Here is a 25426-nt window from a genome sequence, read left to right on the forward strand (position 1 = left end):
CACCTAGGCGTTGAATGTGCCGCCGTCATCGCGAGCAAGCTCGCTCCCACAGGTTTTTATTCGCCGTGGTAGATGCAACCGCTGGTGCAGGTCTCGTGGATGCGGATGGCACTGAGTTCCGGCAGCAACGGCTTCAACTCGTTCCAGATCCATTTGGCCAACACTTCGCTGGTGGGGTTTTCCAGGCCTGGGATGTCGTTGAGGTAGTTGTGGTCCAGACGCTCATAGAGGGGCTTGAAGATCGCCTTGATCTCCGAGAAGTCGCGAATCCAGCCGGTGTGCGGGTCGATATCGCCGCTCAGGTGGATCGCCACCTTGAACGAGTGACCATGAAGGCGGCCGCACTTGTGGCCTTCCGGCACGTGGGGCAGGCGGTGGGCGGATTCGAAGGTAAATTCTTTGAAGATTTCCACAGGTTCGGGCTCTTTAAGGTCGCGGTCGCGAGGCAGGCGGCGGAGTTTATCAGTTTGATAACGGCGTTGCGCGACCGTGCTGACTAAAGGGTCAGCAAACGCTCGCCCAAGCCACCGTTGGCCGTCAGCTCCAGGAACTCGTCACCGAGCCGGCGGCTCTCGTCCATCGCCGTACGCCAATATTTGCGGCGGCTCGGGTCATCGCCCATGAAGCGCTTGAAGTCGTTGCGGTCTGGCAGTTTGCCGTAGGGCAGGCGCGCCAGGTATTCCCGGGACGGTGCCAGCAACAGAACGTCCTGCAGACGGTCGACGTTGCCCCGACGCCACGGCAGGCCCTTGTCGAACCAGCCGGGAATGACCCGGTCGGTGAAATGCGGGTAGAGCACGATGTCCTCGCCGCTGTAGGGCAGGTCGAGGTGGTAGTCCAGCAGACCGCCGTCGCGGTAGGTGCCGGCACCGGCGCCCGGCAGGTCGCGCACGCCTTCCATGACCATCGGGATCGAGCCTGACGCCAGCAGGGCCTGGCGCAGGTTGCCGGCCGCCAACGGAACGAAACGCGACGGAAAGTCGTTCAGCGGATGCAGGGGCGGGGCCAGGCGCGGGTCATGGATGATCAACCGTTCGAAATGCCGCGACAGCCGGGCACGGCCCCGCAGGTTGTCGGCGATCACCGACGACAGCCCCAGGCCCAGCCGGCCGCGATGATCCTGGGCGAGCAGGCCGTGGCTCTTGACGACCATGATATTGAGCCGGTAGCGCGGGTTATCGAGGATCGAGGCGTCGCGGCCGTCGAGCAAGTCATCGAGCATGCGCTGCGAGCTCTGGCTGACACCGGCCATGGTCACGCCTTTGGCGAAGCTTTGTTCGTTATACAAGGTGCCCAGGCGCCGGATCCCTTCGGCGGCGTCCGGCAGGCAGGCGCTGGCGAAGCGCCAGGCTCCCACCGAGGCCCCGATCAGCGAGCGTTCCCGGGGCGCGGCGGGCAGCCATTCGCCGAACAGCGCCAGGTCCAGCCCTTGGATGCCCAGGGCCTTGGGGCCACCGGCGGCGCCGGGCAGGATGCCGACGTCGGCGGCGTTCAGGCCGGCCTGGCGAATCCGCCCGAACGCACGGGGACCGGCCTTGAGGGTGAGGGCGGGAAACTTGATGTGAATGGCGGTCATACCGGTCTCGAATACGGGTAAGCGGCTGATTATAACGACACAAAACCCTGTGGGAGCGAGCTTGCTCGCGATAGCGGCGGCACATCTTGCATCGTTACAAGCTGACCCACCGCCATCGCGAGCAAGCTCGCTCCCACATTATTGATGTGGGTTCCAATGATGGCGATTCAGTTTCAGTTAAGTTCATCCCGATACAGTCGCCTCCGTGAAAGATTATAAAAAAGGAGACAACCCATGAACCGCCTGACTGCCTTTTTCATTGCGACCCTGATGGCCCTTGGTACGAGCCTGGCCCACGCACGAGACCTGGGCGCGGACGAAGCCCGTAAACTGCAAGACGCTGATACCATCCTGTCCTTCGAAAAACTCGACGCCGCCGCCCTGGCCGAGCACCCTGGCGCTACCTTGACCGATACCGAGCTGGACGAAGAGTTCGGCAAGTACATTTATCAGGTGGAGCTGCGCGATACGAAGGGCATTGAGTGGGACCTGAAATTGGACGCCACCGACGGCAAGGTACTCAAGAATCATCAGGATCTGTAATGAAGCTTAACTTATGCGCCCGCAGCCGATGGGCGCTGGCGCTGCTAGCGTTTTGTTCGCTGGCCATGGCCCGGGATCTGGATCAGGACGAGGCCCTGCAACTGCGTCAGCAGGGCGTGATACTGCCGCTCGAACAGCTGCTGCAACAGGCGCTGGACCTGCACCCCGGCGCCAAACTGCTGGAAGCCGAGCTGGAGGAGAAACACGGCGTCTATATTTATGAGGTCGAGCTGCTGGACACCGACGGCGTCGTGCGCGAACTGGACCTGGAGGCCAAGACCGGCCGTTTACTCAAAGATAAGGAAGACTGATGCGCCTGCTTCTGGTGGAAGATCACGTGCCCCTGGCCGATGAACTGATGGCCGGGCTTGCACGCCAGGGTTACGCCGTCGACTGGCTGGCCGATGGTCGCGACGCGGTGTACCAGGGCAGCAGCGAGCCCTACGACCTGATCATTCTCGACCTCGGCCTGCCGGGCGTGCCTGGGCTCGACGTGTTGGCCCAATGGCGCGCTGGCGGCCTGGCCACGCCGGTGCTGATCCTCACCGCCCGTGGTTCCTGGGCCGAGCGTATCGAGGGGCTGAAGGCCGGGGCCGACGACTACCTGACCAAACCCTTTCATCCTGAGGAGTTGCACCTGCGGATCCAGGCGTTGTTGCGCCGCTCCCATGGCCAGGTCAACCAGCCGACGCTCAAGGCTGCCGGATTGCACCTGGATGAGAGTCGCCAATGCGTGGTGCGCGACGGCACCGACATCCAGCTTACGGCCGCCGAATTTCGCCTGTTGCGCTATTTCATGCTGCATCCCGAGCAGATCCTTTCCAAAAGCCATCTCGCCGAACACCTGTACGACGGTGAGACCGAGCGCGATTCCAACGTGCTGGAAGTCCACGTCAATCACCTGCGGCGCAAGCTGGGACGCAGCGTGATCGAAACCCGTCGCGGCCAGGGTTACCTGTTCGGCGGGCAGGCGCAGTGAGATCCATCCAGCGGCGCCTGAGCCTGGGCCTGATCGGTGTGATGGTGGTGGTCGGCCTGGTCCTGGCGCAAACCAGTCTGTGGTTGTTCGAGTTGGGCCTGCAGCGCTACCTGGAAGCGGGGCTGCGTAACGACAGCGAGAACCTGCTGGTGGCCTTGGTGCGCGGCCCGCAGGGCTTGCAATTGGATGAGCGCCGCCTGTCGCCGGCCTATCAGCGGCCGTTTTCCGGGCATTACTTCCGCATCGATTTTGCCGATGTGCACTGGCGTTCCCGCTCCCTGTGGGACCAGGAATTGCCTCGGCTCGACCACCCCGGCCTGCACAGCAACCTGCAACTGGGCCCCGAGGGCCAGAAACTGCTGGTGCTGCGTACCGATTATCGACGGCTGGGACAGGCGATTTCCATCAGCGTGGCCCAGGACTACACACCCGTGCGGGACAGCTTCCGCCGGATGCAACAGATCGGCCTCGGGCTCGGGTTGGCGGGGCTGTTGCTGATTCTGTTGCTGCAACGCCTCACCGTGCGCCGAGCCTTGCGTCCGCTGGACCGGGCCCGGGAGCAGATTGCCCAGTTGCAGCGCGGGCAGCGTTCGCAACTCGACGAACAGGTGCCCCGGGAGCTGGAACCGCTGGTGACGCAGATCAACCACCTGCTGGCCCACACCGAAGACAGCCTCAAGCGTTCGCGCAATGCCTTGGGCAACCTCGGCCATGCCTTGAAAACCCCGCTGGCGGTGCTGCAAAGCCTGGCGTCGAACGAGAAGCTCGACCCGTATCCCGAGCTGCGCAAACTGTTTCTCGATCAACTGGAGCAGGTCCGCCAGCGCCTGAACCGCGAACTCAACCGTGCCCGCCTGTCCGGCGATGCCTTGCCCGGTGCGCACCTGGACTGCGACGCCGAACTGCCGGGGTTGCTGGCCACGCTGAACATGATCCACGGTGACCACCTGCACCTGAGCTACGTCGCCCCGCCGGGCCTGCACCTGCCCTGGGATCGCGAAGACTTGCTGGAACTGTTGGGCAACCTGCTGGACAACGCCTGCAAATGGGCCGATGCCGAGGTACGCCTGACCATGACCGAGACGGCCGAAGGTTTCAGCCTGGCCGTGGAGGACGACGGCCCGGGCATCCCCGCGGACCGCCGCGACCAGGTGTTCAGCCGCGGCACGCGGTTGGATGAACAGACCGATGGACACGGCCTGGGCCTGGGCATCGTGCGGGACATCGTCGACACCTGGGGCGGGATGCTGGCGTTGGACGACAGCGAGTGGGGTGGATTGAAGGTCGTGATCGAGCTGCCCAAGCGCTGATCTCTACCGCATGGCGCCGCCCATTCTGTGGGAGCGAGCTTGCTCGCGATGGCGTCAGTTCAGCCACATGGATAGCCACCGAAAGATTGCTATCGCGAGCAAGCTCGCTCCCACAGGGGGGAGGCGGTGGTGGTGGTCAATATTGCGAGACTTGAAAACCCGCTCCACGGCCCTTGCAGCTTGCCGCCGCTTGCTGCAAAGTCGCGACCTTTTTGTCCGGTGGCTTTCCATCGCTGTGCTTTGAGGTAACGATGATAAATGCAGTAATTGCCGCGGTTGGCGTCATGCTGGTGCTCAGCCTGTCCCGCGTGCATGTGGTGATCGCGCTGATTATCGGCGCGTTGGTGGGTGGCCTGACAGGTGGCCTGGGGATCGAGGCGACGCTCAAGGCGTTCAATGCCGGCCTGGGTGGCGGTGCGACGGTGGCGCTGTCCTATGCCTTGCTTGGCGCTTTCGCCGTGGCGATTGCCAAGTCCGGCATGGCCCACGCCCTGGCGGACAAAGCCCTGGCCCTGGTGGATCGCCAGGACGCCGCTGGCGGCACGGGCGTCAAGTGGGTGCTGATCGGCCTGCTGGGAACGGTCGCGGTCGCCTCCCAGAACATTCTGCCGATCCATATCGCCTTCATCCCGCTGCTGGTGCCGCCGCTGCTCTATGTGCTGACCAAGTTGCAACTGGACCGCCGCTTGATCGCCTGCGTCATGACCTTCGGCCTGATCACCCCCTACATGTTCCTGCCGGTGGGCTTCGGCAATATCTTCCTCAACGAAATCCTGCTGGCCAATATCGCCCGCAGCGGCGTGGACGTCAGTGGCATCAATGTCACCCACGCCATGGGCATCCCGGCCCTGGGCATGGTGTTCGGCCTGCTGCTGTCGTTGTTCAGCTACCGCAAGAAACGCGTCTACGACCTGAAGAGGATCGCCCGGGTCGAGCAGGTGGCGGTGCGCTACAACCCCATGACCCTGCTGGTGGCGGGGCTGGCGATTGTCGCGGCGTTCGCCATCCAGCTCCTGGTCGACTCGATGATCATTGGCGCCCTGGTCGGCTTCCTGATTTTCTCGGTATCGGGTGTGGTGCGCTGGCGCGAGACTGACGACCTGTTCACCGAAGGCATGAAGATGATGGCGATGATCGGCTTCATCATGATCGCCGCCTCAGGGTTTGCCGAAGTGATGAAGGCCACCGGTGAAGTCCAGAGCCTGGTGGAAACCTCGGCGGCCTGGATCGGCCACAACAAGGGCATCGGCGCGCTGATGATGCTGTTGGTGGGGCTGCTGGTGACCATGGGCATCGGCTCGTCGTTTTCCACGGTGCCGATCCTGGCGACGATTTTCGTGCCGCTGTGCCTGCAACTGGGCTTCAGCCCGCTGGCGATCGTCTGCATCGTCGGCACCGCCGGCGCCCTGGGCGATGCCGGTTCGCCCGCTTCGGACTCGACCCTGGGCCCGACCTCCGGCCTGAACATCGACGGCCAGCACCATCACATCTGGGACACCGTGGTCCCGACCTTCATCCATTACAACCTGCCGCTGCTGGCGTTTGGTTGGGTGGCGGCGATGGTGTTGTAAGGACGTTCAAAAACACTCCAGGACCGAGTCGAACCCTTCGCGAGCAAGCCCGCTCCCACCAAAGATCTGCTGTGAACACAGAATATGTGACTGCCAGCAATCCAGTGTGGGAGCGGGCTTGCTCGCGAAGAGGCCATTGAGTCCAATGGCAAAGCTGTAGACCACTCGCGCCAAGCCTTCTCACCTTGTCCTACAGTTTTGCCGTGCGGTGCCGTTAATACAGCTAACCACGCCAATAAAACCAACAAGAGTGAACAGCATGCGCCTGAGCCTGAAGGCTAAAGTCCTGTCCCTTGCGATACTGCCGGTATTGCTGTCCGCCGTGATCATCAGCCTGACCACGGCTTTCATCTTGAAGGAACAAGCGGGTAAAGAAGTCCAGCAGACCCGTGAGCGCCTGCTCAGCGAGGCCAAGGCCACGCTGCAGAACTATGTGGCGGTGGGCCTTACCGCGATCAAGCCGCTCTACGATGCCGCCACGCCTGGCGATAACGAGGCGCGTGCCCAGGCGATCAAGCTGCTGTCGAATATCAGCTACGGCAAGGACGGCTACTTCTTCGGTTACGACTCCGAGACCATTCGTCTGTTCAAGGCCAACAGCCCCGATGGCGTGGGCAAGAGTTTCAAGGACAACCGCGACCCGAACGGTGTCTACGTCAACCGTGACCTGGTGAAAGTCGCCAAGGACGGAACGCATTATCTGGAATACAGCTCGCCACTGCCCGGCAGCAAGGACCTGGTTCCCAAGCTTGGCTACACCGAATACCTGCCCAAGTGGGACCTCGCGGTCGGTAGCTCGGTCAACCTGGACGGCATCGAAGCCCAGGTGGCACTGGTGGAGGCCAAGGTCCACGATCGCCTGCAAGGCGTGATCTTGAGCATCGTCGGGATCGCCGCAGTGGTGTTGCTGGTGATTGCCGTGGTGGGCCTGGTGCTCGCCAACACGATCCTGCGTCCCCTGCACCTGATGAAGGACAACCTCGACGACATCGCCGCGGGCGAGGGTGACTTGACCCGTCGGCTGACCATCACCAGCCAGGACGAGCTGGGCCAACTGGCCGGTTCGTTCAACCGCTTCGTCGACAAGATCCACAGTCTGGTACGGCAGATCACCGACATGACTTCGCAACTGACCGGCCTGGTGACGCAGGTTTCCGAGCAGGCCCAGCGTTCCGAGCAGGCCATGGAACGCCAGCGCCACGAAACCGATCAGGTCGCCACGGCGATCAACGAGATGTCCTCGGCTGCCCAGGAAGTCGCCCGCAGTGCCCAGGGCGCCGCCGTCGCGGCCCAGCAGACCGACGAAGAAGGCCAGTCCGCCAAGCGCGTGGTGGCCGGCAGCATCCAACAGATTCATGCGTTGGTGAACGATATCCGCAGCAGCGGTGTGTCCCTGGACAGCCTGCAGCAGGACGTGGCCTCGATCGTCAGTGTGCTCGGGGTGATTCGTTCGATCGCCGAGCAGACCAACCTGCTGGCCCTCAACGCCGCCATCGAGGCCGCGCGTGCCGGCGAGGCGGGGCGTGGATTCGCGGTGGTGGCCGATGAAGTACGGGCCCTGGCCAGCCGGACCCAGCAGAGTACCCAGGAAATCCAGGGCATGATCGACCGCCTGCAATCAGGCACCCATGCGGCGGTGGAAGCGATGCGCCGTTCCAGTGAGGCCGGCGAAGGCACCTCGGAGCGGGCCAACGAGGCGGGCGCCTCCCTCGACACCATGGCGCAGTTGATCGGTACCATCAACTCGATGAACGCCCAGATCGCCAGCGCCGCCGAAGAGCAGACCGCCGTGGCCGAGGAAATCAACCGCAGCGTGCATCAGATCGCCGTGGCGGTGGACAGCGTCGCCGACGAAACTCAACTCGGTGCCCAGACCTCCCGCAGCCTGGCCGATCTGGGCCAGCGCCTGGGCAAATTGGTGGGGCAGTTCCGGATCTGACCCTCAGGAGCTGCCGAAGGCTGCGATCTTTCGCTCTCGATCCAGATGTTTTCACCTGGGCAACCGGGTCTTATCGGGAAAGAAGGATCGCAGCCTTCGGCAGTTTCTGCCGCGGGCCAAAAACCTGTTAGTTCGTAAATCCTGTCTTCACCACAAATCTCTGTGGGAGCGGGCTTGCTCGCGAAGGCGGTGTGTCAGTCAATATATTCACGCCTGACAAACCGCCTTCGCGAGCAAGCCCGCTCCCACATTTGTTCGGTGGCGACTGTCTGATTTGGGGGGGACTTCTACGCCTCCCGCACATCCCGCATCAACAACCCAAACCGCAGATCCACCGCATCCGGGATCGGCACGTAGACCACATGCCCATCCCCCGGTGCCACCTCGATGCTTTTGCCGTTGCTGTCCTGCAATTGATGCAGGTCGAAGTGGAAGTTGCCCTTTGGGGTCATCAGTTCCATGTGATCCCCCAGGCCGAAGCGGTTCTTGACCCGCACTTCGGCCAGGCGCTCGCGCCGCTCGCCGGTCAGTTCGCCGACGAACTGCTGACGCGCCGAGACTGAGCTGCCGTTCTGGTAGTTCTGGTATTCGTCGTGCACGTGGCGCCGTAGAAAACCTTCGGTGTAGCCGCGCTGGGCCAAGGACTCCAGGTCGGTCATCAGGCTGCGATCGAATTCCCGACCGGCCACCGCGTCATCGATGGCCCGGCGATACACCTGGGTGGTGCGCGCACAATAGAAGTGCGACTTGGTCCGGCCTTCGATCTTCAACGAGTGCACGCCCATGCGCGCCAGGCGTTCGACGTGTTGCACGGCCCGCAGGTCCTTGGCATTCATGATGTAGGTGCCGTGCTCGTCCTCGAAGGCTGGCATCAAATCCTCGGGGCGGTTCGCCTCCCGGAGCAGGAACACCTGGTCGGTGGGCGCGCCGAGGCCCAGGGTCGGGTCGGGTTGATAGCTTTGCACAATGTCGCCCGCGGCGTTTTCCACCGCCGGTTGCGCCGAATACTTCCAGCGACAGGCATTGGTGCAACTGCCCTGGTTGGCATCACGCTTGTTCATATAGCCCGAGAGCAAGCAGCGTCCGGAGTAGGCCATGCACAGCGCCCCGTGGACGAACACTTCCAGCTCCATGGCCGGGACCTGCTCGCGGATCTCGGCGATTTCCTCCAGGGACAATTCCCGGGACAAGATGATCCGGCTCAAACCCTGCTGCTGCCAGAACTCGACGCTCGCCCAGTTCACCGTATTGGCCTGTACCGACAGGTGAATGGGCATCTGTGGAAAATGCCGGCGAACCAGCATGATCAGTCCCGGGTCGGACATGATCAGCGCGTTCGGTGCCATGGCGACCACCGGTGCGAGGTCCTTGAGGAAGGTCCGCAGCTTGGCGTTGTGCGGGGCGATGTTCACCACCACGTAAAAGCGCTTGCCCATGGCCTGGGCCTCGGCAATGCCCAAGGCCAGGTTCGCATGGTCGAACTCGTTGTTGCGCACCCGCAGGCTGTAGCGCGGCTGGCCGGCGTACACCGCATCGGCACCGTAGGCGAAGGCATAGCGCATGTTTTTCAGGGTACCGGCGGGCGCCAGCAGTTCGGGGGCGGCGAAGGTCATGGTGGGGTCAGGTCGCAAAAAGTGGGAAGGGTACGCCAGGGCCAGCCGGGTCTTTTTGATCTGGATCAATGCGCAGTGCAAACGTGAAGGCACTCCGGCGAGTCCTGGCGGACTAATGTGTATCCCGCCTTTGGACATGGAAAGCTGATGAATCGAAAGATGCTGCAAAACAAAGCCCAGATGTTGCTCCTGGTGCTGGTCACGGTCGCCTTCATCTGGATTCTGCTGCCATTTTACGGCGCGGTGTTCTGGGCGGTGATCCTGGGTATCGTCTTTGCGCCGATGCAGCGCCGCCTGCAGGTGAAGTTCGGCTGGCACCGCAATGTCACCTCGCTGGTCACGTTGAGCATCTGTGTGGTCTGCGCGATCTTGCCGGTGATCATCATCAGTACGTTGTTGGTCCAGGAAGGCGCGGCGCTGTACAAGAGCCTGGAAAGCGGCGAGCTGGACATTGCCGATTACCTGGCCCGCTTCAAGGATGCCTTGCCACCGTACTTCCAGCACTTGCTGGACCGCTTCGGCCTGGGCAACCTGAACGGCTTGCGCGACAAGATCGTCAAGAGCGCGATGCAGGGCAGCGAGTTCTTCGCCACCCAGGCCTTCAGTTTCGGCCAGGGCACCTTTCAGTTCCTGGTCAGCTTTTTCGTGATGATTTATCTGTTGTTCTTCTTTCTGCGCGATGGCGCGGAGCTGGTGCGCAAGGTGCGCATGGCCGTTCCCTTGGGGGAACATCAAAAGCGCCGCCTGCAGTTGAAATTCAACCGGGTGGTGCGGGCCACGGTGAAAGGCAACCTGCTGGTCGCCATCAGCCAAGGTGCGCTGGGTGGGCTGATCTTCTGGATCCTGGGGATTCCGACGGTATTGCCCTGGGCGGTGCTGATGGCATTCCTGTCGTTGTTGCCGGCGGTGGGGGCGGGCCTCGTCTGGGCACCGGTGGCGGTGTACTTCCTGCTCTCGGGGGCGATCTGGCAGGGTGTGGTGCTGATGCTGTTCGGGGTGTTCGTGATTGGCCTGGTGGACAATTTCCTGCGGCCGATCCTGGTGGGCAAGGACACCAAGATGCCCGACTACATGGTGCTGGTCTCGACACTGGGCGGGCTGGCGGTGTTCGGGCTGAACGGCTTCGTGATCGGGCCGCTGATCGCCGCGTTGTTCATGTCCTGTTGGGCCTTGTTCGTCGAAAGCACGCCGCGTGTGCAGTTGCCCTAGGCGCTCAGCAGGTAGGGCCCGATGCGTTGCGACAGTGCCTGGGCGGCGGGCAGTGAAGTCAGCGGGCCGCTGATGGTCACGCCGTCCTGCACCAGGTACCAGCAGGCCAGCAGCCCGAGTTCCCTGAGTGGGGCGGGAACGGCGCTGCCAATGACAGACATGATTTGAACCTTGGGCATGGGAAACCTCCATCAATCGATGGGGTTACCTTACGGCTCAGGGGGAAGGACGGAAAATCAACTGGCTCAATAGTAGGAATCGATGCCGCTCAATCGACGACCAGATCGAGCATGTGCACCACTTCCTGCTCGTTGAGCAGGCCCTTGCGAACCAGGTTTTCCGCGAGCAGGGAAAGAAACTTGGCGCTGCGGTGGCCTTCCAGTTGCTTGAGTTCGGTCAGTACGTTGTACACCTTGCTGGAGGTGCACAGGCCGACAATGCGATGGGGATTTTGTGTGGGCATACCTTCGTCCTTGTTGTTTTGAAGCTGTTGTTGGCGGACAGTGCCAGTTTGCGGCCCTGTCATGACGCTCACGTGACAGCTTGGGTTGTCGGAAAAATAAAGCAGGATCCGGACCATATTGCCTTTTTGACGCCGGATTATTGTTCCGGCAGCGACCTCGGCCAGACTTATATGGCCATCCACCTGTTTTTCGCCCACAAAAAAAGCCCCTGGATCTTTCGATTCAGGGGCTTTTTGGTGTTGCTGTCTGGCTCCACGACCTGGACTCGAACCAGGGACCCAGTGATTAACAGTCACTTGCTCTACCAACTGAGCTATCGCGGAATGGCGCGTATGTTACTGATTGGAAAAGAGAAGTCAAGTGTCTATTGGCGGAAGGCGCATTCCCGGTGCCCATTGACGGTCAATCCGCGATTGGCAGTTACCGCAAGGGCGGGAGAGGGCTACCATGGTCGCCCGGAAGTGGCAGGACGCGCTGCCGGCCATTCGCCGACATTGAGGTACGCGCCATGAACCACCTGTTACCACTTCACACAGCCCGCTGCGCCGAGGTGTGCTTGTGAGCACCGCCCAGATCAGTTTGCCCAAGGGTGTGGGGCCTCACGCCGAGAAACTGTACGACGCCATCACCCAGGCGAGCACGGCCGAAGAATTGAACCGTGCCGGAGGCAAGGCCGAAGGGTTTGTCCTGGGGCTGGAAAGCACCAAGGCCATCAAGAGCCAGGTGGCCGAGTCGTTGTATGTCATCTATGACGATGCGGCGAGCCAGCGGGCGACGGAGTTGTAGTCTCGACAACAGCGTCATGTCTGGTACTTTTGTGGCCTTGCTTTTGTGGCGAGGGAGCTTGCTCCCGCTGGGCTGCGCAGCAGCCCCAAACAGTCAACTCATTCGGACTGACACACCGAGTTGCCTGATTGGGGGTCGCTTCGCGCCCCAGCGGGAGCAAGCTCCCTCGCCACCCATCCTGATAGGCATACTCAAAAAAAAGGGAAGCCCAATGGCTTCCCGTTTTTTATCCAGCGCCGAGGGCGTCAGATCACCTGGACAATGGCCTTGGTCACCGCATCGATGTTGTTCTGGTTCAGCGCGGCCACGCAGATGCGGCCGGTGTCCAGGGCATAGATGCCGAACTCGTTGCGCAGGCGCGTCACTTGCTCAACGGTCAGGCCGGAGTAAGAGAACATCCCGCTCTGGCGTGCGACGAAACTGAAGTCGTGTTGCGGGGCGGCCTTGGCCAGCATGTCGACCATCTGGTCGCGCATGCCGCGAATGCGCAGGCGCATTTCGGCCAGTTCGGCTTCCCATTGGGCCCGCAGCTCCGGGCTGTTGAGCACGGCGGCGACGATGCTGGCGCCATGGGTCGGCGGGTTGGAGTAGTTGGTGCGGATCACGCGCTTGACCTGGGACAGTACCCGGGCACTTTCTTCTTTCGACTCGCTGACGATCGACAGGGCGCCGACGCGCTCGCCGTACAGGGAGAACGACTTGGAGAATGAGCTGGAGGCGAAGAACGTCAGGCCCGACTCTGCGAACAGGCGCACGGCCGCCGCATCTTCGTCGATACCGGCGCCAAAGCCCTGGTAGGCCATGTCCAGGAATGGCACGTGGTTCTTGGCCTTGACCACGGCCAGCACGTTCTTCCAATCTTCCGGGTTCAGGTCAACGCCGGTCGGGTTGTGGCAGCAGGCGTGCAGCACAACGATCGAGCGATCGGGCAGGGCGTTGAGGTCTTCCAACAGGCCGCTGCGGTTCACGTCGTGGGTGGCGGCATCGTAGTAGCGGTAGTTCTGCACCGGGAAGCCAGCGGTTTCGAACAGGGCGCGGTGGTTCTCCCAGCTCGGGTCGCTGATGGCCACGACCGCGTCAGGCAGCAGTTGCTTGAGGAAGTCGGCACCGATCTTCAGTGCGCCAGTGCCGCCCACGGCCTGGGAGGTGATGACGCGACCGGAGGCGATCAGCGGCGAATCCTTGCCGAACAACAGGGTCTGTACAGCCTGGTCGTAGGCGGCAATGCCGTCGATTGGCAGGTAGCCACGGGAAACGTGCTGAGCCACGCGAATCGTCTCGGCCTCGACCACGGCGCGCAGGAGTGGAATGCGCCCCTCCTCGTTGCAGTAAACACCTACACCCAGGTTGACCTTATTGGTACGGGTGTCGGCGTTGAAAGCTTCGTTGAGGCCCAGGATGGGGTCGCGGGGTGCCAATTCGACAGCGGAAAACAGGCTCATTAGTGCGCGGCTCTGAATGGAGAATGAGGGGACGTGTGACGCTCCAGCCGAATGCACTAGAGCGGTGCACAAACGGGGAGCTAGTATAGAGGCCATCACCCGGCACGGCGACAGGCGATTCGGCTTTCAGGCTAAGTTTTTTCGATTTTTTTCGACCGTTAGTCCTTTCGCCGCGTCAAAGTCTTCAAGGCGTGTAGGACGTTCGTCTTGAAAGCGAAGGCATTCACCTCCACATTGTGTGCATCCCAGCTTTTTCCTCGGGCGACACCCGTCGTTTCGGTCTTTCTCGTTCCTGTCGGCTGGCCGGCAGGGGTGAATCCAGAGGTTATGTCATGTCTGAATTCCAGCTAGTCACCCGCTTCCAGCCCGCCGGCGATCAGCCGGAAGCCATCCGCCTGATGGTCGAAGGCATCGAGGCCGGGCTGGCGCACCAGACGTTGCTCGGTGTGACCGGCTCGGGCAAGACCTTCAGCATTGCCAACGTGATCGCCCAGGTGCAGCGCCCGACCCTGGTCCTGGCGCCGAACAAGACCCTGGCGGCGCAGTTGTACGGTGAGTTCAAGGCGTTTTTCCCGAACAACGCCGTGGAGTACTTCGTTTCCTACTACGACTACTACCAGCCCGAGGCCTACGTGCCGTCGTCGGACACCTTCATCGAGAAGGACGCCTCGATCAACGACCACATCGAACAGATGCGCCTGTCGGCGACCAAGGCGCTGCTCGAGCGCAAGGACGCGATCATCGTCACCACCGTTTCGTGCATCTACGGCTTGGGCAGCCCGGAAACCTACCTGAAGATGGTGCTGCACGTGGATCGCGGCGACAAACTCGACCAGCGCGCCTTGCTGCGGCGCCTGGCGGACTTGCAGTACACCCGCAACGACATGGATTTTGCCCGGGCGACCTTCCGGGTGCGGGGCGATGTGATCGACATCTACCCGGCGGAATCGGACCTGGAAGCCATCCGCATCGAGCTGTTCGACGATGAAGTGGAGAGTCTCTCGGCGTTCGATCCGCTGACCGGCGAGGTGATCCGCAAGTTGCCACGCTTCACCTTCTACCCCAAGAGCCACTACGTGACGCCCCGGGAAACTTTGCTGGACGCCATCGAAGGGATCAAGGCCGAGTTGCAGGAACGCCTGGAGTACCTGCGTTCGAACAACAAACTGGTGGAAGCCCAGCGTCTGGAGCAACGGACCCGCTTCGACCTGGAGATGATCCTGGAACTGGGTTACTGCAACGGCATCGAAAACTACTCGCGCTACCTGTCGGGTCGTCCGGCGGGGGCGCCGCCGCCGACCTTGTATGACTATCTGCCGGCCGATGCCTTGCTGGTGATCGACGAATCCCACGTCAGCGTGCCCCAGGTCGGCGCCATGTACAAAGGCGACCGTTCGCGCAAGGAAACCCTGGTGGAGTACGGCTTCCGCTTGCCTTCGGCGCTGGACAACCGGCCGATGCGTTTTGACGAATGGGAAAGCGTGAGCCCGCAGACGATTTTTGTCTCGGCCACCCCTGGCAACTACGAAGCCGAGCATGCCGGGCGGGTGGTCGAGCAAGTGGTGCGACCGACCGGGCTGGTTGACCCGCAAGTCGAGGTGCGTCCGGCGCTGACCCAGGTGGACGACCTGCTCTCGGAAATCAGCAAGCGCGTGGCCGTGGAGGAGCGGGTGCTGGTCACCACGCTGACCAAGCGCATGGCCGAAGACCTCACCGATTACCTGGCCGACCATGGTGTGCGGGTGCGTTACCTGCACTCGGACATCGACACGGTGGAGCGGGTCGAGATCATCCGCGACCTGCGCCTGGGCACCTTCGATGTGCTGGTGGGCATCAACCTGCTGCGTGAAGGCCTGGACATGCCGGAAGTGTCGCTGGTGGCGATTCTCGACGCCGACAAGGAAGGTTTCCTGCGCTCCGAACGCTCGTTGATCCAGACCATCGGTCGCGCGGCGCGTAACCTGAACGGCCGGGCGATTCTGTACGCTGACCGCATCACCGGCTCCATGGAGCGGGCCATCGGCGAGACCGAGCGCCGTCGCGACAAACAGATCGCCTTCAACCTGGCCAATGGCATCACCCCCAAGGGCGTGTTCAAGGACGTCGCCGACATCATGGAAGGCGCCACCGTGCCAGGCTCGCGCAGCAAAAAACGCAAAGGCATGGCCAAGGCGGCCGAAGAGAGTGCCCGCTACGAGGCCGAACTGCGCTCCCCGAGCGAAATCACCAAGCGCATCCGGCAACTGGAAGAGAAAATGTACCAGTTGGCCCGGGACCTGGAGTTCGAAGCGGCGGCGCAATTGCGTGATGAGATTGGCAAGTTGCGGGAGCGGTTGCTGGCTGTCTGAGGTTGTGTGGCGACCTTAAGGGCCTCATCGCGAGCAAGCTCGCTCCCACAGGGGATCATTGGGTGACTCGATCAAACTGTGGGAGCGAGCTTGCTCGCGATGGGCGCGACTCGGTCTGACGGCTGGCCACACAAATCCCGCTCTCACTGGAGCCCGCCCGCCATCGCCTGTTACCATTCGCCCCCTGTTTGATCTTCGCTTTTCATATTCTTTCCGAGACATGCCATGACCACCGTCCGCACCCGCATCGCGCCTTCGCCCACTGGCGATCCCCATGTCGGCACCGCCTACATCGCTTTGTTCAACTATTGCTTTGCCAAGCAGCATGGCGGCGAGTTCATCCTGCGGATCGAGGACACCGACCAGTTGCGTTCGACCCGCGAGTCCGAGCAGCAGATCTTCGATGCCTTGCGCTGGTTGGGGATCGACTGGAGCGAAGGCCCGGACGTCGGTGGCCCGCACGGTCCGTACCGCCAGAGCGAGCGTGGCGACATCTACAAGCAGTATTGCCAGCAGTTGGTGGAGATGGGGCATGCGTTCCCGTGTTTCTGCACCGCCGAAGAGCTGGACCAGATGCGCGCCGAGCAAATGGCCCGCGGCGAGACTCCGCGCTATGACGGCCGGGCGCTGCTGCTGTCCAAGGAAGAAGTCGCCCGTCGCCTGGCGGCTGGCGAGCCTCATGTGATCCGCATGAAAGTGCCGAGCGAAGGCGTCTGCGTGGTGCCGGACATGCTGCGTGGCGATGTCGAGATCCCATGGGATCGCATGGACATGCAAGTGCTGATGAAGACCGACGGCCTGCCGACGTACTTCCTGGCCAACGTGGTCGACGATCACCTGATGGGCATCACCCACGTATTGCGCGGTGAGGAATGGCTGCCGTCGGCGCCGAAACTGATCCTGCTCTACGAATACTTCGGCTGGGAACAACCGCAGCTGTGCTACATGCCGCTGCTGCGTAACCCGGACAAGAGCAAGCTGTCCAAGCGCAAGAACCCGACCTCGGTGACGTTCTACGAGCGCATGGGCTTCATGCCCGAGGCGATGCTCAACTACCTGGGGCGCATGGGCTGGTCGATGCCGGACGAGCGCGAGAAGTTCTCGCTGCAGGAAATGGTCGAGCATTTCGACCTGTCGCGGGTCTCCCTGGGGGGGCCGATCTTCGATATCGAGAAGCTGTCGTGGCTCAACGGCCAGTGGCTGCGGGACTTGCCGGTGGAAGAGTTCGCCGCACGCGTGCAGAAGTGGGCGTTGAACCCTGAGTACATGATGAAGATCGCGCCCCATGTGCAGGGCAGGGTAGAGACCTTCAGCCAGATCGCCCCGCTGGCCGGCTTCTTCTTTGCCGGTGGCGTGACGCCGGACGTGAAGCTGTTCGAGTCCAAGAAGCTCTCCGGCGACCAGGTACGCCAGTTGATGCAACTGATCCTGTGGAAGCTCGAAAGCCTGCGTCAGTGGGAGAAGGACAGCATCACCGCGACCATCCAGGCCGTGGTCGAGTCGCTCCAGTTGAAATTGCGCGATGCCATGCCGCTCATGTTCGCCGCCATTACCGGCCAGGCCAGTTCGGTGTCGGTGCTCGATGCGATGGAGATTCTCGGGCCGGACCTGACCCGTTTCCGCCTGCGTCAGGCCATCGATCTGCTCGGTGGCGTGTCGAAGAAGGAGAACAAGGAGTGGGAAAAACTGCTGGGCGCGATCGCGTAAGCGCTCGATGAGGCAGGACATACCCCGGTTTTCCGGGGTTTGTCGGTAAGTGATTGTTATCCCGGCAAAAAATTTTCAAATTTGTTGAAAATAAATTTGACAGGCCTCCGATACGCCCTTAAGATTCGCCCCGTCCTCAGCGATGAGGGGCTATAGCTCAGCTGGGAGAGCGCTTGCATGGCATGCAAGAGGTCGACGGTTCGATCCCGTCTAGCTCCACCAATTTACACTTCAAGGCCTGGCCACACCGGACTTGAAGCGATCAACACTCAGCGTTGATCAGTTGTATAGAAGGGTTTGCGTCCCCTTCGTCTAGTGGCCTAGGACACCGCCCTTTCACGGCGGTAACAGGGGTTCGAGTCCCCTAGGGGACGCCAGTTTTACAGAAGCGATGTTGCAAGATGTCGCTCCGCCGCGAGGCGAAAAATCCGGGGCTATAGCTCAGCTGGGAGAGCGCTTGCATGGCATGCAAGAGGTCGACGGTTCGATCCCGTCTAGCTCCACCAATTACAGGTTCAAGGTCTGGCCACACCGGCCTTGAATCGATCAGTTCTCAGCGCTGATCAAGTTAGAAGGTTTGTGTCCCCTTCGTCTAGTGGCCTAGGACACCGCCCTTTCACGGCGGTAACAGGGGTTCGAGTCCCCTAGGGGACGCCACGATTACCCGCTCTGCGGGATTTTATAAGGGTCATTCAATTCTTGAATGGCCCTTTTGTTTGTCTGGCGTTTGGCCAATCCCCTTATCCTTTGAAAAAGTCTTCTGACCAGCGGTGAACATTTACGCTTGCGGAAAATTATTACATGGATAATATTTCAATCGTAATATTCGGAGGCGACGATGAGCGATAAAAAGGCACAAACCCGTGAACGCATTCTCAAGGCCGCCAGCGATGCGCTGATCCAGCGTGGGCCGGCGGAGCCAAGCGTGGGCGAGGTGATGGGCGCGGCCGGGCTGACGGTGGGCGGCTTTTACGCCCATTTCGAAAGCAAGGACGCCTTGATGCTGGAAGCTTTCAAGCAATTGCTCAATCGGCGTCGTGGCTTGATCGCCGATATGGACGGTGAGCTGACAGGCGAAGAGCGGCGTGCGTTGGTCGCCGCGTTCTATCTGTCCCGAAAGCACCGCGACTCCACCGAGCAAGCCTGCCCGATTCCTGCGTCGATCGGTGAACTCGGACGACTGCCGGATGCGTTTCGTGAGGTGCTCAATGAGCATATCGAGTTGATGGTCGCGCAATTGGCGGCCAGCCCGGAGGACGCCGACAAGGCCCTGGCCGACATCGCCTTGATGGTCGGTGGCCTGGCCCTGGCGCGGGCCTTGGGCCCGGGAGAGTTATCGGATCGTTTGCTGCGCGCTGCCAAGTCGGCGGTGCGTTGAGCTGAGGCGCGAGCCCTGGAGATGCGCGATGGACAGGTTTAGCTGGATACGTAGTGTCAATGGCACGCTTGGCTGGGTGGCTCCACGCCTGGTGGCGAAGCAGATGCGTTCGCTGTTCATGCGCCCCCGAAACTTGCCGCCACGGGATTGGGAGCTGCCGTTGCTGGCGACGTCCGAGCGTATCACCTTGCGTTTCGGTCTCTCGGCCTTGCGTTGGGGCAAAGGCCCGGCGGTCTTGTTGATGCACGGTTGGGAAGGGCGGCCGACCCAGTTCGCGGCGCTGATCACGGCCCTGGTGGGCGCTGGTTATACGGTCGTGGCGCTGGACGGTCCGGCCCACGGGCGTTCGCCGGGGCGCGAGGCGAATGTCTTGTCGTTCGCCAGGGCGATGCTCGAAGCCGCCGCCGAGCTGCCGCCGTTGCAGGCGGTGATCGGGCATTCCATGGGCGGTGCCAGCGCCATGCTGGCGGTTCAGTTGGGGTTGCGTACCGAGACGCTGGTCAGCATCGCTGCGCCCGCTCGCATTCTTGGGGTGCTGCGCGGTTTCTCCCGGATGATGGGCCTGCCGCCCAAGGCGCGTTCGGCCTTCATTCGCCAGGTGGAAAGCGACGTGGGCATGCCCGCCTCGAAGATGGATGTGGCGCATTACCAGCTGGACGTGCCGGGGTTGATCGTCCATGCCGAGGACGACACATCGGTCTCGGTCAAGGAGTCGCAATTGATTCATGAGGCCTGGTTCGACAGTCGGCTGTTGCGACTGCCACAGGGTGGGCATCAGCGGGTGCTGGCCGATCCTCGTGTCATTGATGGGGTGTTATCACTGTTGGCCGGTCGCAGCCTGCAAGCGCGGCAATCGGCTTGAGCATCCGTTACACTGCCCCGATCCAAATTCGACCGGGAGAGGGGCATGGGCTGGGATCGGGCAACGCCATTCATCATTGATCTTCAGGTCAATGCCGAAGACATCGACGGGCTGGGCCACGCCAACAACGCGGTATACGTCGCCTGGCTCGAGCGCTGTGCCTGGCGCCATTCCCAGCGCCTGGGCCTGGATCTGGTGGAGTATCGACGCCTGGACCGGGCCATGGCGGTGGTGCGGCATGAAATCGATTACCTGGCGGCCGCCTATGAAGGCGACGAACTGCAATTGGCGACCTGGATCGTCGACTGGGACCAGCGCCTGAAAATGACCCGGCATTTCCAACTGGTCCGTCCCCGCGACAACGCCACGTTGCTGCGGGCCCAGACCACCTTCGTCTGCATCGAACTGTCCACTGGCCGGCCCAAGCGCATGCCGCAGGAATTCATCGAGGGGTATGGCCCCGCCCTGGAACCGTCCGGCATCCTCGTCGACTGACCCACCGCCATCGCGAGCAAGCTCAGCTCCCACAGGGTTTGGTGGTGGACTCCAATTCCGTGAACACCCTGGAGCCAGGGTGGGAGCGGGCTTGCTCGCGAAGGCGGTGGTAAATTCAATATCAATGCAAACTGACCCACCGCTTTCGCGAGCAAGCCCGCTCCCACACAGGATTTGTGCTGAATGCCGGATATGTGGGCAAAATCCGGTAAACTGCCGCACGTTTTTTCGTTGAGTGTATGTTTCCATGCAAATTGCCCTGGCGCCCATGGAGGGGTTGGTCGACAACATCCTGCGGGACGTCCTGACCCGTGTTGGCGGTATCGACTGGTGTGTCACCGAGTTCATCCGTGTCAACGATCGGCTGCTCACGCCGGCCTATTTCCATAAGCTCGCCCCTGAGCTGCTGACCGGTGCCCAGACCGCTGCCGGTGTGCCGTTGCGGGTGCAGTTGCTCGGCTCCGATCCGGTGTGCCTGGCGGAAAACGCGGCGTTGGCATGCGAGCTGGGCTCAGAGGTGATCGACCTTAATTTCGGTTGCCCGGCCAAGACCGTGAACAAATCCCGGGGCGGGGCGGTGTTGCTCAAGGAACCGGAACTGCTCAACGAAATCGTCGAACACGTGCGCCGCGCGGTGCCGAAACACATTCCCGTCACCGCCAAGATGCGCCTGGGTTTCGATAGCCCGGACGGCGCGCTGGTCTGTGCCACGGCGTTGGCCGAAGGCGGCGCGGCGCACATCGTGGTGCATGCGCGGACCAAGGTCGATGGCTACAAGCCTCCGGCCCATTGGGAGTGGATCCCCCGCGTGCAGGAAGTGGTCAAGGTGCCGGTGTTCGCCAATGGCGATATCTGGAGCGTGGAGGATTGGCGCCGTTGCCGCGAAATCAGCGGTGTCGAAGACATCATGCTCGGTCGCGGCCTCGTTTCCCGCCCTGACCTGGCCCGGCAGATCGCCGCCGCCCGGGCTGGCGAGGACGTGGTCGAGATGTCCTGGGCCGAATTGCAACCGATGCTCCATGACTTTTGGCAGCAGGTGGTCGAACAGTTGACGCCGCGCCAGGCCCCGGGCCGGTTGAAGCAGTGGCTGGCGATGCTGACCCGCAATTACCCCGAAGCGGTGGAGCTGTTTACCGCGTTGCGCCGGGAAACCGACCTGGACGCGGTGGGGCATTTATTGGGTGTGCGGCGCACCGAAGCGGCCTGAAAAAAATTCGAAAAAACCTCTTGAAAAGTTTTTGGCGGACCCTAGATAGGGGGTACGCGATGCCGAATTCGGGTCGCGGAGACAAAAAAACTTGCTGAATTTTTCAGGAGATTTGAATCATGAGTACTGCATTTTCGCTGGCCCCTCTGTTCCGTTCCTCGGTAGGCTTCGATCGCTTCAACGATTTGTTCGAAAGCGCCCTGCGCAACGAACCAGGCAGCAGCTATCCACCCTACAACGTGGAAAAACATGGTGATGACGAGTACCGCATCGTGGTCGCCGCCGCCGGGTTCCAGGAAGAAGACCTGGACCTGCAAGTGGAAAAAGGTGTGCTGACCATCAGTGGCGGCAAGCGTGAAGCCAGCAACGACAGCGTCACCTTCCTGCACCAGGGCATTGCCCAGCGTGCGTTCAAGCTGTCCTTCCGGTTGGCCGATCATATCGAGATCAAGTCCGCCGGCCTGCGTAACGGTCTGTTGAGTATCGACCTGTTGCGAGTGGTTCCGGAAGAGGCGAAAGCCAAGCGCATCCCGATCAACGGTGCGCAGCAGCAACCCGCGCTGCAAAACTGATGCATCGCAACTGAAGAAGGGCGCCCGATGGCGCCCTTTTTCATTGTGGATATCACAGGGCAGATTTCATTGTGGTGAGGGTTTGTTTCATAGCGGTATCACGGCAACAACCGCTCAAACGCCTCCAGCGGCAACGGTCGGCTGTGCAGGTAACCCTGGTACAAATGGCAATCGAGCCCCTGCAAAAAATGCAATTGCTCCAGGGTCTCCACGCCTTCGGCGATCATCACCAGATTGAGGCTGCGGGCCATGGCGACGATGGCGCGGATGATTTCGGCGTCGTTGGGGTCGCTGGTGGCGTCGCGCACGAATGACTGATCGATTTTCAGCGTGTCCACCGGCAGGCGCTTGAGGTAGGTCAGCGACGAATAACCGGTGCCGAAATCGTCCATGGCGAAGCTCACCCCCAGTTTCTTGAGGCGGCGCATCTTGGCGATGGTGTCGTCCAGGTTCTGGATCACGATGCCTTCGGTAATCTCCAGTTTCAGCAGCGAGCAGGGCAGGCCGTGGGTGGCCAGGCTGCTTTCGATGCGTTCGACGAAGTCGCTCTGGCGGAATTGTCGTGGGCTGATGTTCACGCACAGGCTGAATCGCTGCGGATCGATCTTGCCCTTGGCGATCAGTTGCTTGAAGCCGTCGCAAGCTTCATCGAGGATCCAGGTGCCGACTTCGAGGATCAGGCCACTGTCCTCCAGCACTTTGATGAATTCGTTGGGCGATTGGGCGCCGAGCTCCGGGTGATGCCAGCGCACCAAGGCTTCGGCGCCGATGATGCGGTTGTCCCGGGCATCGACCTGAGGCTGGAAATGCACGCTGAACTCGCCACGAGCCAGGGCCAGGCGCAGGTCGGTTTCCATGCGCAACCGTTCGCTGGCGGCTTTTTGCATGGTGGTGTGGAACATCTGCGAGGTGTTGCGTCCCGAGTCCTTGGCGCGATACAGCGCAATGTCGGCGCGCTTGAGCAAGTCGGTAGGGGTGGAGCCGTGGTCGGGGATCAACGCGATACCGATGCTCGGCGTGACCTGCAGTCGCTGGCCATCGAGAAACATCGGTTCCGAGAGCAGTTCACGCAGGGTGTCGGCCAGGGCCTGCACTTGCTTGCTGACCTCGTTTCGCGAGCCCTCCAGGCCGCTGAGCAGCACCACGAACTCATCGCCCCCCAGCCGCGCCACGGTGTCCTCCAGGCGTACGCTGGCTTCCAGGCGCGCGGTGATGATTTTCAGCACGGTATCGCCCACCGGGTGACCGAGGGAGTCGTTGATGTGCTTGAAGTGGTCCAGGTCGAGAAACAGCAGGGCGCCGCGCAAGTTGTGACGCTTGAGCAGGGCGATCTGCTGGCTCAGGCGGTCCATCAGCAAGGCCCGGTTGGGCAGGTTGGTCAGCGAGTCGTGGTAGGCCAGGTGGCGGATCTGGGCTTCGGCATTGCGCAGCAGGCTCACGTCTCGGGCGGTCAGTAGCAGGCACTCGGTTTCATTGAGGGTGATGGGCTCCACCGAGACCTCCACCGTGAGGAGTTCCCCACGTTTATTACGCCCGAGCATCTCCTGGTGGTGCACGCGGCCCTTGAGTTGCAATTCGGCCAGCAGGGCGGCGCGTTGCTTTTCTTCGGCCCAGATCCCTATCTCGTAGACCGTATGCCCGATCACTTCGTCGGCGCGGTAGCCGGTCAACCGGCAGAAGCCGTCGTTGACCTCAAGGTAGCGACCGCTTTGGTGTTCGGTGATGGTGATGGCGTCGGGGCTGGAATGAAACGCCTTGGCGAATTTCTCTTCACTGGCCTTGAGGGCGGCTTCGGAGCGTTGTTGCTGCGTGATGTCGCGCAAGGTCGTGACGATGCACGGCTGGTTGCCGACATTGATTTGCCGGCTGGAAATCACACAGGTCAGTGGCTGGCCGTTCTTGTGGTGAACGACGATGGCGACATTGTTCAGCGATTGTTCGCGGACCACCCGTTCGATGCGTTGCAGACTGCTGCCCGAGCCGCCCCAGAGGCCGATTTCGTCGGCGCTGAGGCCAATCACGTCGTTGGTGGTCCAGCCGAAGGTCTGGGTGAAACTGGAGTTGATCTCGAGGAAGCGCCCGCTGTCCTGGTGGGTGACGCAGATCGGGTCGGGACTGACCTGGAACAGCGTGGCGAATTTCTCTTCCGAGGCGGCCAGGCTTTGTTCGCGCTCCACCTGGTCGGTGATGTCCAGCAAGGTCCCGGCCATGCGCGAGGGGCTGCCGTCGTCGTTGCGGTAGAGGCGGGCGCGGCTTTCCAGGTAGCGCGAGCTGCCGTCGGGCAGCTGCACGCGGTAGGTCAATTGATAGTTGCCCGCCGGGCCTTCCCGCAGGCTGCGATAGGCGTTGCGCATGTTGTTGCGTTCTTCCGTGGGGACCCCCTCGAAAAACGCATCGAATGATTCGTGGAACGGCTTGGGTTCCAGGCCGTGGAGCTGCGCGGCCCGGGCCGAGCCGTAGAGCATGCCGCTGGGAATGTGCCAGTCCCAGGTGCCCAGTTGCGCCGAGTCGAGGGCCAGGTCCAGGCGTTCCTGGCTGTCCTTGAGGGCCTGTTCGGCGAGCTTGCGCTCGGTGGTGTCGAGGAACGTACTCAGCAGGTACGGCTGGCCTTCGAGTTCGACTTTCTGCGCACTCAGAATGCCGTTATGAATCTGGCCGTTGCTGGCACGGAACGCCACCTCCATGCTGACCAGTTCGCCCTTGGCCTTGGTTGCCTCCACCAGTTTCGCCCGCTGCTTGGGGTCGACCCACAGGCCCAGTTCCAAAGTGGTACGGCCGATCACGTCATGCACCGGCCAGCCGAACAGGCTTTCGAAATACTGGTTGGCCTCGCTGATCAGCCCGTCTTCCTGGCGGGTCAGCAAGACCATGTTCGGGCACAGATGAAAGAGCGTGGCGAAGCGTTTTTCCGAGCTGCGCAGCGCCTGTTCCCGCTCGCGCTGATGGGTGATTTCACGAATCACCCCGATCATGCGCGGCCGGCCATGCTTGTCGGGGAGCACGCTGCCACTGATTTCCAGCCAGTGCAGGCTGCCGTCGGGCCAGACGATGCGGTGATGCATCGCCTGTTCCAGCGGCGCTCCGGCCACTGCCGCGTGAAAGGCGCGCACGGCCCTGGCCCGGTCTTCGGGCAATAGCAGGTCGAGGTAGTCCACGTCCGCCGGCAAGGGTTGGCGCGGATCGAAGCCGAACAACGCCTGGGTGCCGCGGGACCAACTGATCTGGCCGCTGTCGATGTCCCACGACCAGGCGCCCAGCCGCGCACCGTTCAGGGCGGCCAGCAACTGTGGCGCACTGTCCCAGCTTTGCTCGGACCGCTTCGGGTCGAGCGCCTGAATGCGCGGCAGGGGCGGGAGATGGTCAGCAGGTTTGGGCATTTCTAGCGAACCTTGAGCGGTTTTGGGCATTAAGCACAAGCCTTCAAG

General features: G+C 61.9%; 22 protein-coding genes and 5 tRNA genes. 19 read left to right on the forward strand and 8 right to left on the reverse strand.

All coding sequences use genetic code 11. From position 1 onward, the window contains the following. Positions 1-56: 56 nt before the first annotated feature. Both queD and BLO80_RS05505 read right to left on the reverse strand, forming a co-directional pair. Complete coding sequence (gene queD, locus BLO80_RS05500) at positions 57-413, reverse strand: 6-carboxytetrahydropterin synthase QueD (RefSeq protein ID WP_025212792.1); 357 nt, start codon at positions 411-413, stop codon at positions 57-59. An 83-nt stretch (positions 414-496) separates the two neighbouring features. Further along, a complete protein-coding gene (locus BLO80_RS05505; RefSeq protein ID WP_092331415.1) occupies positions 497-1576 on the reverse strand; it encodes a hypothetical protein in 1080 nt (359 codons plus the stop codon). Between the two features lie 234 nt (positions 1577-1810). Between BLO80_RS05505 and BLO80_RS05510 the strand changes: the two genes are divergently transcribed. From BLO80_RS05510 to BLO80_RS05535, 6 genes are all read left to right on the forward strand, one after another. Further along, complete coding sequence (locus tag BLO80_RS05510) at positions 1811-2119, forward strand: PepSY domain-containing protein (RefSeq protein ID WP_092331413.1); 309 nt, start codon at positions 1811-1813, stop codon at positions 2117-2119. Continuing rightward, positions 2119-2430, forward strand: coding sequence for a PepSY domain-containing protein (locus BLO80_RS05515; RefSeq protein ID WP_092331410.1), 312 nt, complete (start codon positions 2119-2121; stop codon positions 2428-2430). The genes BLO80_RS05510 and BLO80_RS05515 overlap by 1 nt, the downstream gene beginning before the upstream one ends. Next, positions 2430-3098, forward strand: a complete 669-nt coding sequence (locus BLO80_RS05520) for a response regulator transcription factor (RefSeq protein WP_053123507.1) — start codon at positions 2430-2432, stop codon at positions 3096-3098. The genes BLO80_RS05515 and BLO80_RS05520 overlap by 1 nt, the downstream gene beginning before the upstream one ends. Continuing rightward, positions 3095-4408, forward strand: a complete 1314-nt coding sequence (locus tag BLO80_RS05525; RefSeq protein WP_092331407.1) for a sensor histidine kinase — start codon at positions 3095-3097, stop codon at positions 4406-4408. Before BLO80_RS05520 ends, BLO80_RS05525 begins: the two co-directional genes overlap by 4 nt. 254 nt (positions 4409-4662) lie before the next feature. Further along, entirely contained in the window at positions 4663-5979 is a 1317-nt protein-coding gene (locus tag BLO80_RS05530; protein WP_162491262.1) for a Na+/H+ antiporter family protein, read from the forward strand. Positions 5980-6238: 259 nt separating this feature from the next. Further along, positions 6239-7918, forward strand: coding sequence for a methyl-accepting chemotaxis protein (locus BLO80_RS05535; protein WP_092331404.1), 1680 nt, complete (start codon positions 6239-6241; stop codon positions 7916-7918). Between the two features lie 287 nt (positions 7919-8205). Here BLO80_RS05535 and yegQ read toward each other — a convergent pair whose 3' ends face one another. Further along, entirely contained in the window at positions 8206-9531 is a 1326-nt protein-coding gene (gene yegQ / locus BLO80_RS05540; RefSeq protein WP_092331503.1) for a prephenate-dependent tRNA uridine(34) hydroxylase TrhP, read from the reverse strand. 147 nt (positions 9532-9678) lie between these two features. On the opposite strand from yegQ, the gene BLO80_RS05545 reads away from it, so the two are divergent. After that, positions 9679-10740, forward strand: coding sequence for an AI-2E family transporter (locus tag BLO80_RS05545; RefSeq protein WP_092331401.1), 1062 nt, complete (start codon positions 9679-9681; stop codon positions 10738-10740). Here BLO80_RS05545 and BLO80_RS05550 read toward each other — a convergent pair. The 3 genes from BLO80_RS05550 to BLO80_RS05560 all read right to left on the reverse strand — a co-directional run bounded on the left by BLO80_RS05550 (position 10737) and on the right by BLO80_RS05560 (position 11527). After that, positions 10737-10919, reverse strand: a complete 183-nt coding sequence (locus BLO80_RS05550; protein ID WP_003203898.1) for a hypothetical protein — start codon at positions 10917-10919, stop codon at positions 10737-10739. The two genes, BLO80_RS05545 and BLO80_RS05550, sit on opposite strands and share 4 nt — an antisense overlap. Positions 10920-11008: 89 nt before the next feature. Further along, on the reverse strand, positions 11009-11203 hold the full coding sequence (locus BLO80_RS05555; RefSeq protein WP_003203896.1) for a hypothetical protein: 195 nt from the start codon (positions 11201-11203) through the stop codon (positions 11009-11011). A 248-nt stretch (positions 11204-11451) separates the two neighbouring features. Beyond that, positions 11452-11527: transfer RNA gene (locus BLO80_RS05560), tRNA-Asn, on the reverse strand. Positions 11528-11762: 235 nt separating this feature from the next. On the opposite strand from BLO80_RS05560, the gene BLO80_RS05565 reads away from it, so the two are divergent. After that, complete coding sequence (locus BLO80_RS05565) at positions 11763-11990, forward strand: hypothetical protein (protein WP_018612405.1); 228 nt, start codon at positions 11763-11765, stop codon at positions 11988-11990. Positions 11991-12235: 245 nt separating this feature from the next. Here BLO80_RS05565 and BLO80_RS05570 read toward each other — a convergent pair whose 3' ends face one another. Further along, entirely contained in the window at positions 12236-13432 is a 1197-nt protein-coding gene (locus tag BLO80_RS05570; RefSeq protein WP_092331399.1) for an amino acid aminotransferase, read from the reverse strand. Between the two features lie 332 nt (positions 13433-13764). Here BLO80_RS05570 and uvrB point away from each other — a divergent pair, with 332 nt between their 5' ends. From uvrB to BLO80_RS05630, 11 genes are all read left to right on the forward strand, one after another. Then, on the forward strand, positions 13765-15780 hold the full coding sequence (gene uvrB, locus BLO80_RS05575) for an excinuclease ABC subunit UvrB (protein ID WP_060741432.1): 2016 nt from the start codon (positions 13765-13767) through the stop codon (positions 15778-15780). Between the two features lie 225 nt (positions 15781-16005). After that, entirely contained in the window at positions 16006-17487 is a 1482-nt protein-coding gene (gene gltX, locus BLO80_RS05580; RefSeq protein ID WP_092331395.1) for a glutamate--tRNA ligase, read from the forward strand. Positions 17488-17633: 146 nt separating this feature from the next. Further along, a tRNA-Ala gene (locus BLO80_RS05585) sits at positions 17634-17709 on the forward strand. A 79-nt stretch (positions 17710-17788) separates the two neighbouring features. Further along, positions 17789-17864, forward strand: a tRNA-Glu gene (locus tag BLO80_RS05590). Between the two features lie 53 nt (positions 17865-17917). Beyond that, positions 17918-17993: transfer RNA gene (locus BLO80_RS05595), tRNA-Ala, on the forward strand. Positions 17994-18068: 75 nt separating this feature from the next. After that, positions 18069-18144: transfer RNA gene (locus BLO80_RS05600), tRNA-Glu, on the forward strand. Positions 18145-18325: 181 nt separating this feature from the next. Beyond that, the gene (locus BLO80_RS05605) at positions 18326-18865 is read left to right on the forward strand and encodes a TetR/AcrR family transcriptional regulator (protein WP_092331392.1); all 540 of its coding nucleotides are present in this window, start codon (positions 18326-18328) and stop codon (positions 18863-18865) included. 28 nt (positions 18866-18893) lie between these two features. Beyond that, positions 18894-19727 carry an alpha/beta fold hydrolase gene (locus BLO80_RS05610; protein ID WP_092331390.1) on the forward strand — a complete coding sequence of 278 codons (834 nt, stop codon included), beginning with the start codon at positions 18894-18896 and terminating at the stop codon, positions 19725-19727. A gap of 45 nt (positions 19728-19772) precedes the next feature. After that, complete coding sequence (locus tag BLO80_RS05615; protein ID WP_092331387.1) at positions 19773-20222, forward strand: acyl-CoA thioesterase; 450 nt, start codon at positions 19773-19775, stop codon at positions 20220-20222. A 247-nt stretch (positions 20223-20469) separates the two neighbouring features. Beyond that, positions 20470-21429, forward strand: coding sequence for a tRNA dihydrouridine synthase (locus BLO80_RS05625; RefSeq protein WP_072407044.1), 960 nt, complete (start codon positions 20470-20472; stop codon positions 21427-21429). Between the two features lie 119 nt (positions 21430-21548). Continuing rightward, a complete protein-coding gene (locus tag BLO80_RS05630; protein ID WP_092203819.1) occupies positions 21549-22001 on the forward strand; it encodes an Hsp20 family protein in 453 nt (150 codons plus the stop codon). A 98-nt stretch (positions 22002-22099) separates the two neighbouring features. On the opposite strand, the gene BLO80_RS05635 is transcribed toward BLO80_RS05630, so the two are convergent. Further along, on the reverse strand, positions 22100-25378 hold the full coding sequence (locus BLO80_RS05635) for an EAL domain-containing protein (RefSeq protein ID WP_092331380.1): 3279 nt from the start codon (positions 25376-25378) through the stop codon (positions 22100-22102). Positions 25379-25426 lie beyond the last annotated feature (48 nt).

It is taken from the genome of Pseudomonas sp. NFACC56-3, assembly GCF_900100025.1.
Taxonomy (GTDB): domain Bacteria; phylum Pseudomonadota; class Gammaproteobacteria; order Pseudomonadales; family Pseudomonadaceae; genus Aquipseudomonas; species Aquipseudomonas fluorescens_AA.

What these genes read in the sequence shown, in the direction of transcription:
- BLO80_RS05505 (WP_092331415.1), bottom strand. Translation starts at nt 1,576, where the DNA reads ATGACCGCCATTCACATCAAGTTTCCCGCCCTCACCCTCAAGGCCGGT.
- BLO80_RS05510 (WP_092331413.1), top strand. Translation starts at nt 1,811, where the DNA reads ATGAACCGCCTGACTGCCTTTTTCATTGCGACCCTGATGGCCCTTGGT.
- BLO80_RS05515 (WP_092331410.1), top strand. Translation starts at nt 2,119, where the DNA reads ATGAAGCTTAACTTATGCGCCCGCAGCCGATGGGCGCTGGCGCTGCTA.
- BLO80_RS05520 (WP_053123507.1), top strand. Translation starts at nt 2,430, where the DNA reads ATGCGCCTGCTTCTGGTGGAAGATCACGTGCCCCTGGCCGATGAACTG.
- BLO80_RS05535 (WP_092331404.1), top strand. Translation starts at nt 6,239, where the DNA reads ATGCGCCTGAGCCTGAAGGCTAAAGTCCTGTCCCTTGCGATACTGCCG.
- yegQ (WP_092331503.1), bottom strand. Translation starts at nt 9,531, where the DNA reads ATGACCTTCGCCGCCCCCGAACTGCTGGCGCCCGCCGGTACCCTGAAA.
- BLO80_RS05545 (WP_092331401.1), top strand. Translation starts at nt 9,679, where the DNA reads ATGAATCGAAAGATGCTGCAAAACAAAGCCCAGATGTTGCTCCTGGTG.
- BLO80_RS05550 (WP_003203898.1), bottom strand. Translation starts at nt 10,919, where the DNA reads ATGCCCAAGGTTCAAATCATGTCTGTCATTGGCAGCGCCGTTCCCGCC.
- BLO80_RS05555 (WP_003203896.1), bottom strand. Translation starts at nt 11,203, where the DNA reads ATGCCCACACAAAATCCCCATCGCATTGTCGGCCTGTGCACCTCCAGC.
- BLO80_RS05570 (WP_092331399.1), bottom strand. Translation starts at nt 13,432, where the DNA reads ATGAGCCTGTTTTCCGCTGTCGAATTGGCACCCCGCGACCCCATCCTG.
- uvrB (WP_060741432.1), top strand. Translation starts at nt 13,765, where the DNA reads ATGTCTGAATTCCAGCTAGTCACCCGCTTCCAGCCCGCCGGCGATCAG.
- gltX (WP_092331395.1), top strand. Translation starts at nt 16,006, where the DNA reads ATGACCACCGTCCGCACCCGCATCGCGCCTTCGCCCACTGGCGATCCC.
- BLO80_RS05605 (WP_092331392.1), top strand. Translation starts at nt 18,326, where the DNA reads ATGAGCGATAAAAAGGCACAAACCCGTGAACGCATTCTCAAGGCCGCC.
- BLO80_RS05610 (WP_092331390.1), top strand. Translation starts at nt 18,894, where the DNA reads ATGGACAGGTTTAGCTGGATACGTAGTGTCAATGGCACGCTTGGCTGG.
- BLO80_RS05615 (WP_092331387.1), top strand. Translation starts at nt 19,773, where the DNA reads ATGGGCTGGGATCGGGCAACGCCATTCATCATTGATCTTCAGGTCAAT.
- BLO80_RS05625 (WP_072407044.1), top strand. Translation starts at nt 20,470, where the DNA reads ATGCAAATTGCCCTGGCGCCCATGGAGGGGTTGGTCGACAACATCCTG.
- BLO80_RS05630 (WP_092203819.1), top strand. Translation starts at nt 21,549, where the DNA reads ATGAGTACTGCATTTTCGCTGGCCCCTCTGTTCCGTTCCTCGGTAGGC.
- BLO80_RS05635 (WP_092331380.1), bottom strand. Translation starts at nt 25,378, where the DNA reads ATGCCCAAACCTGCTGACCATCTCCCGCCCCTGCCGCGCATTCAGGCG.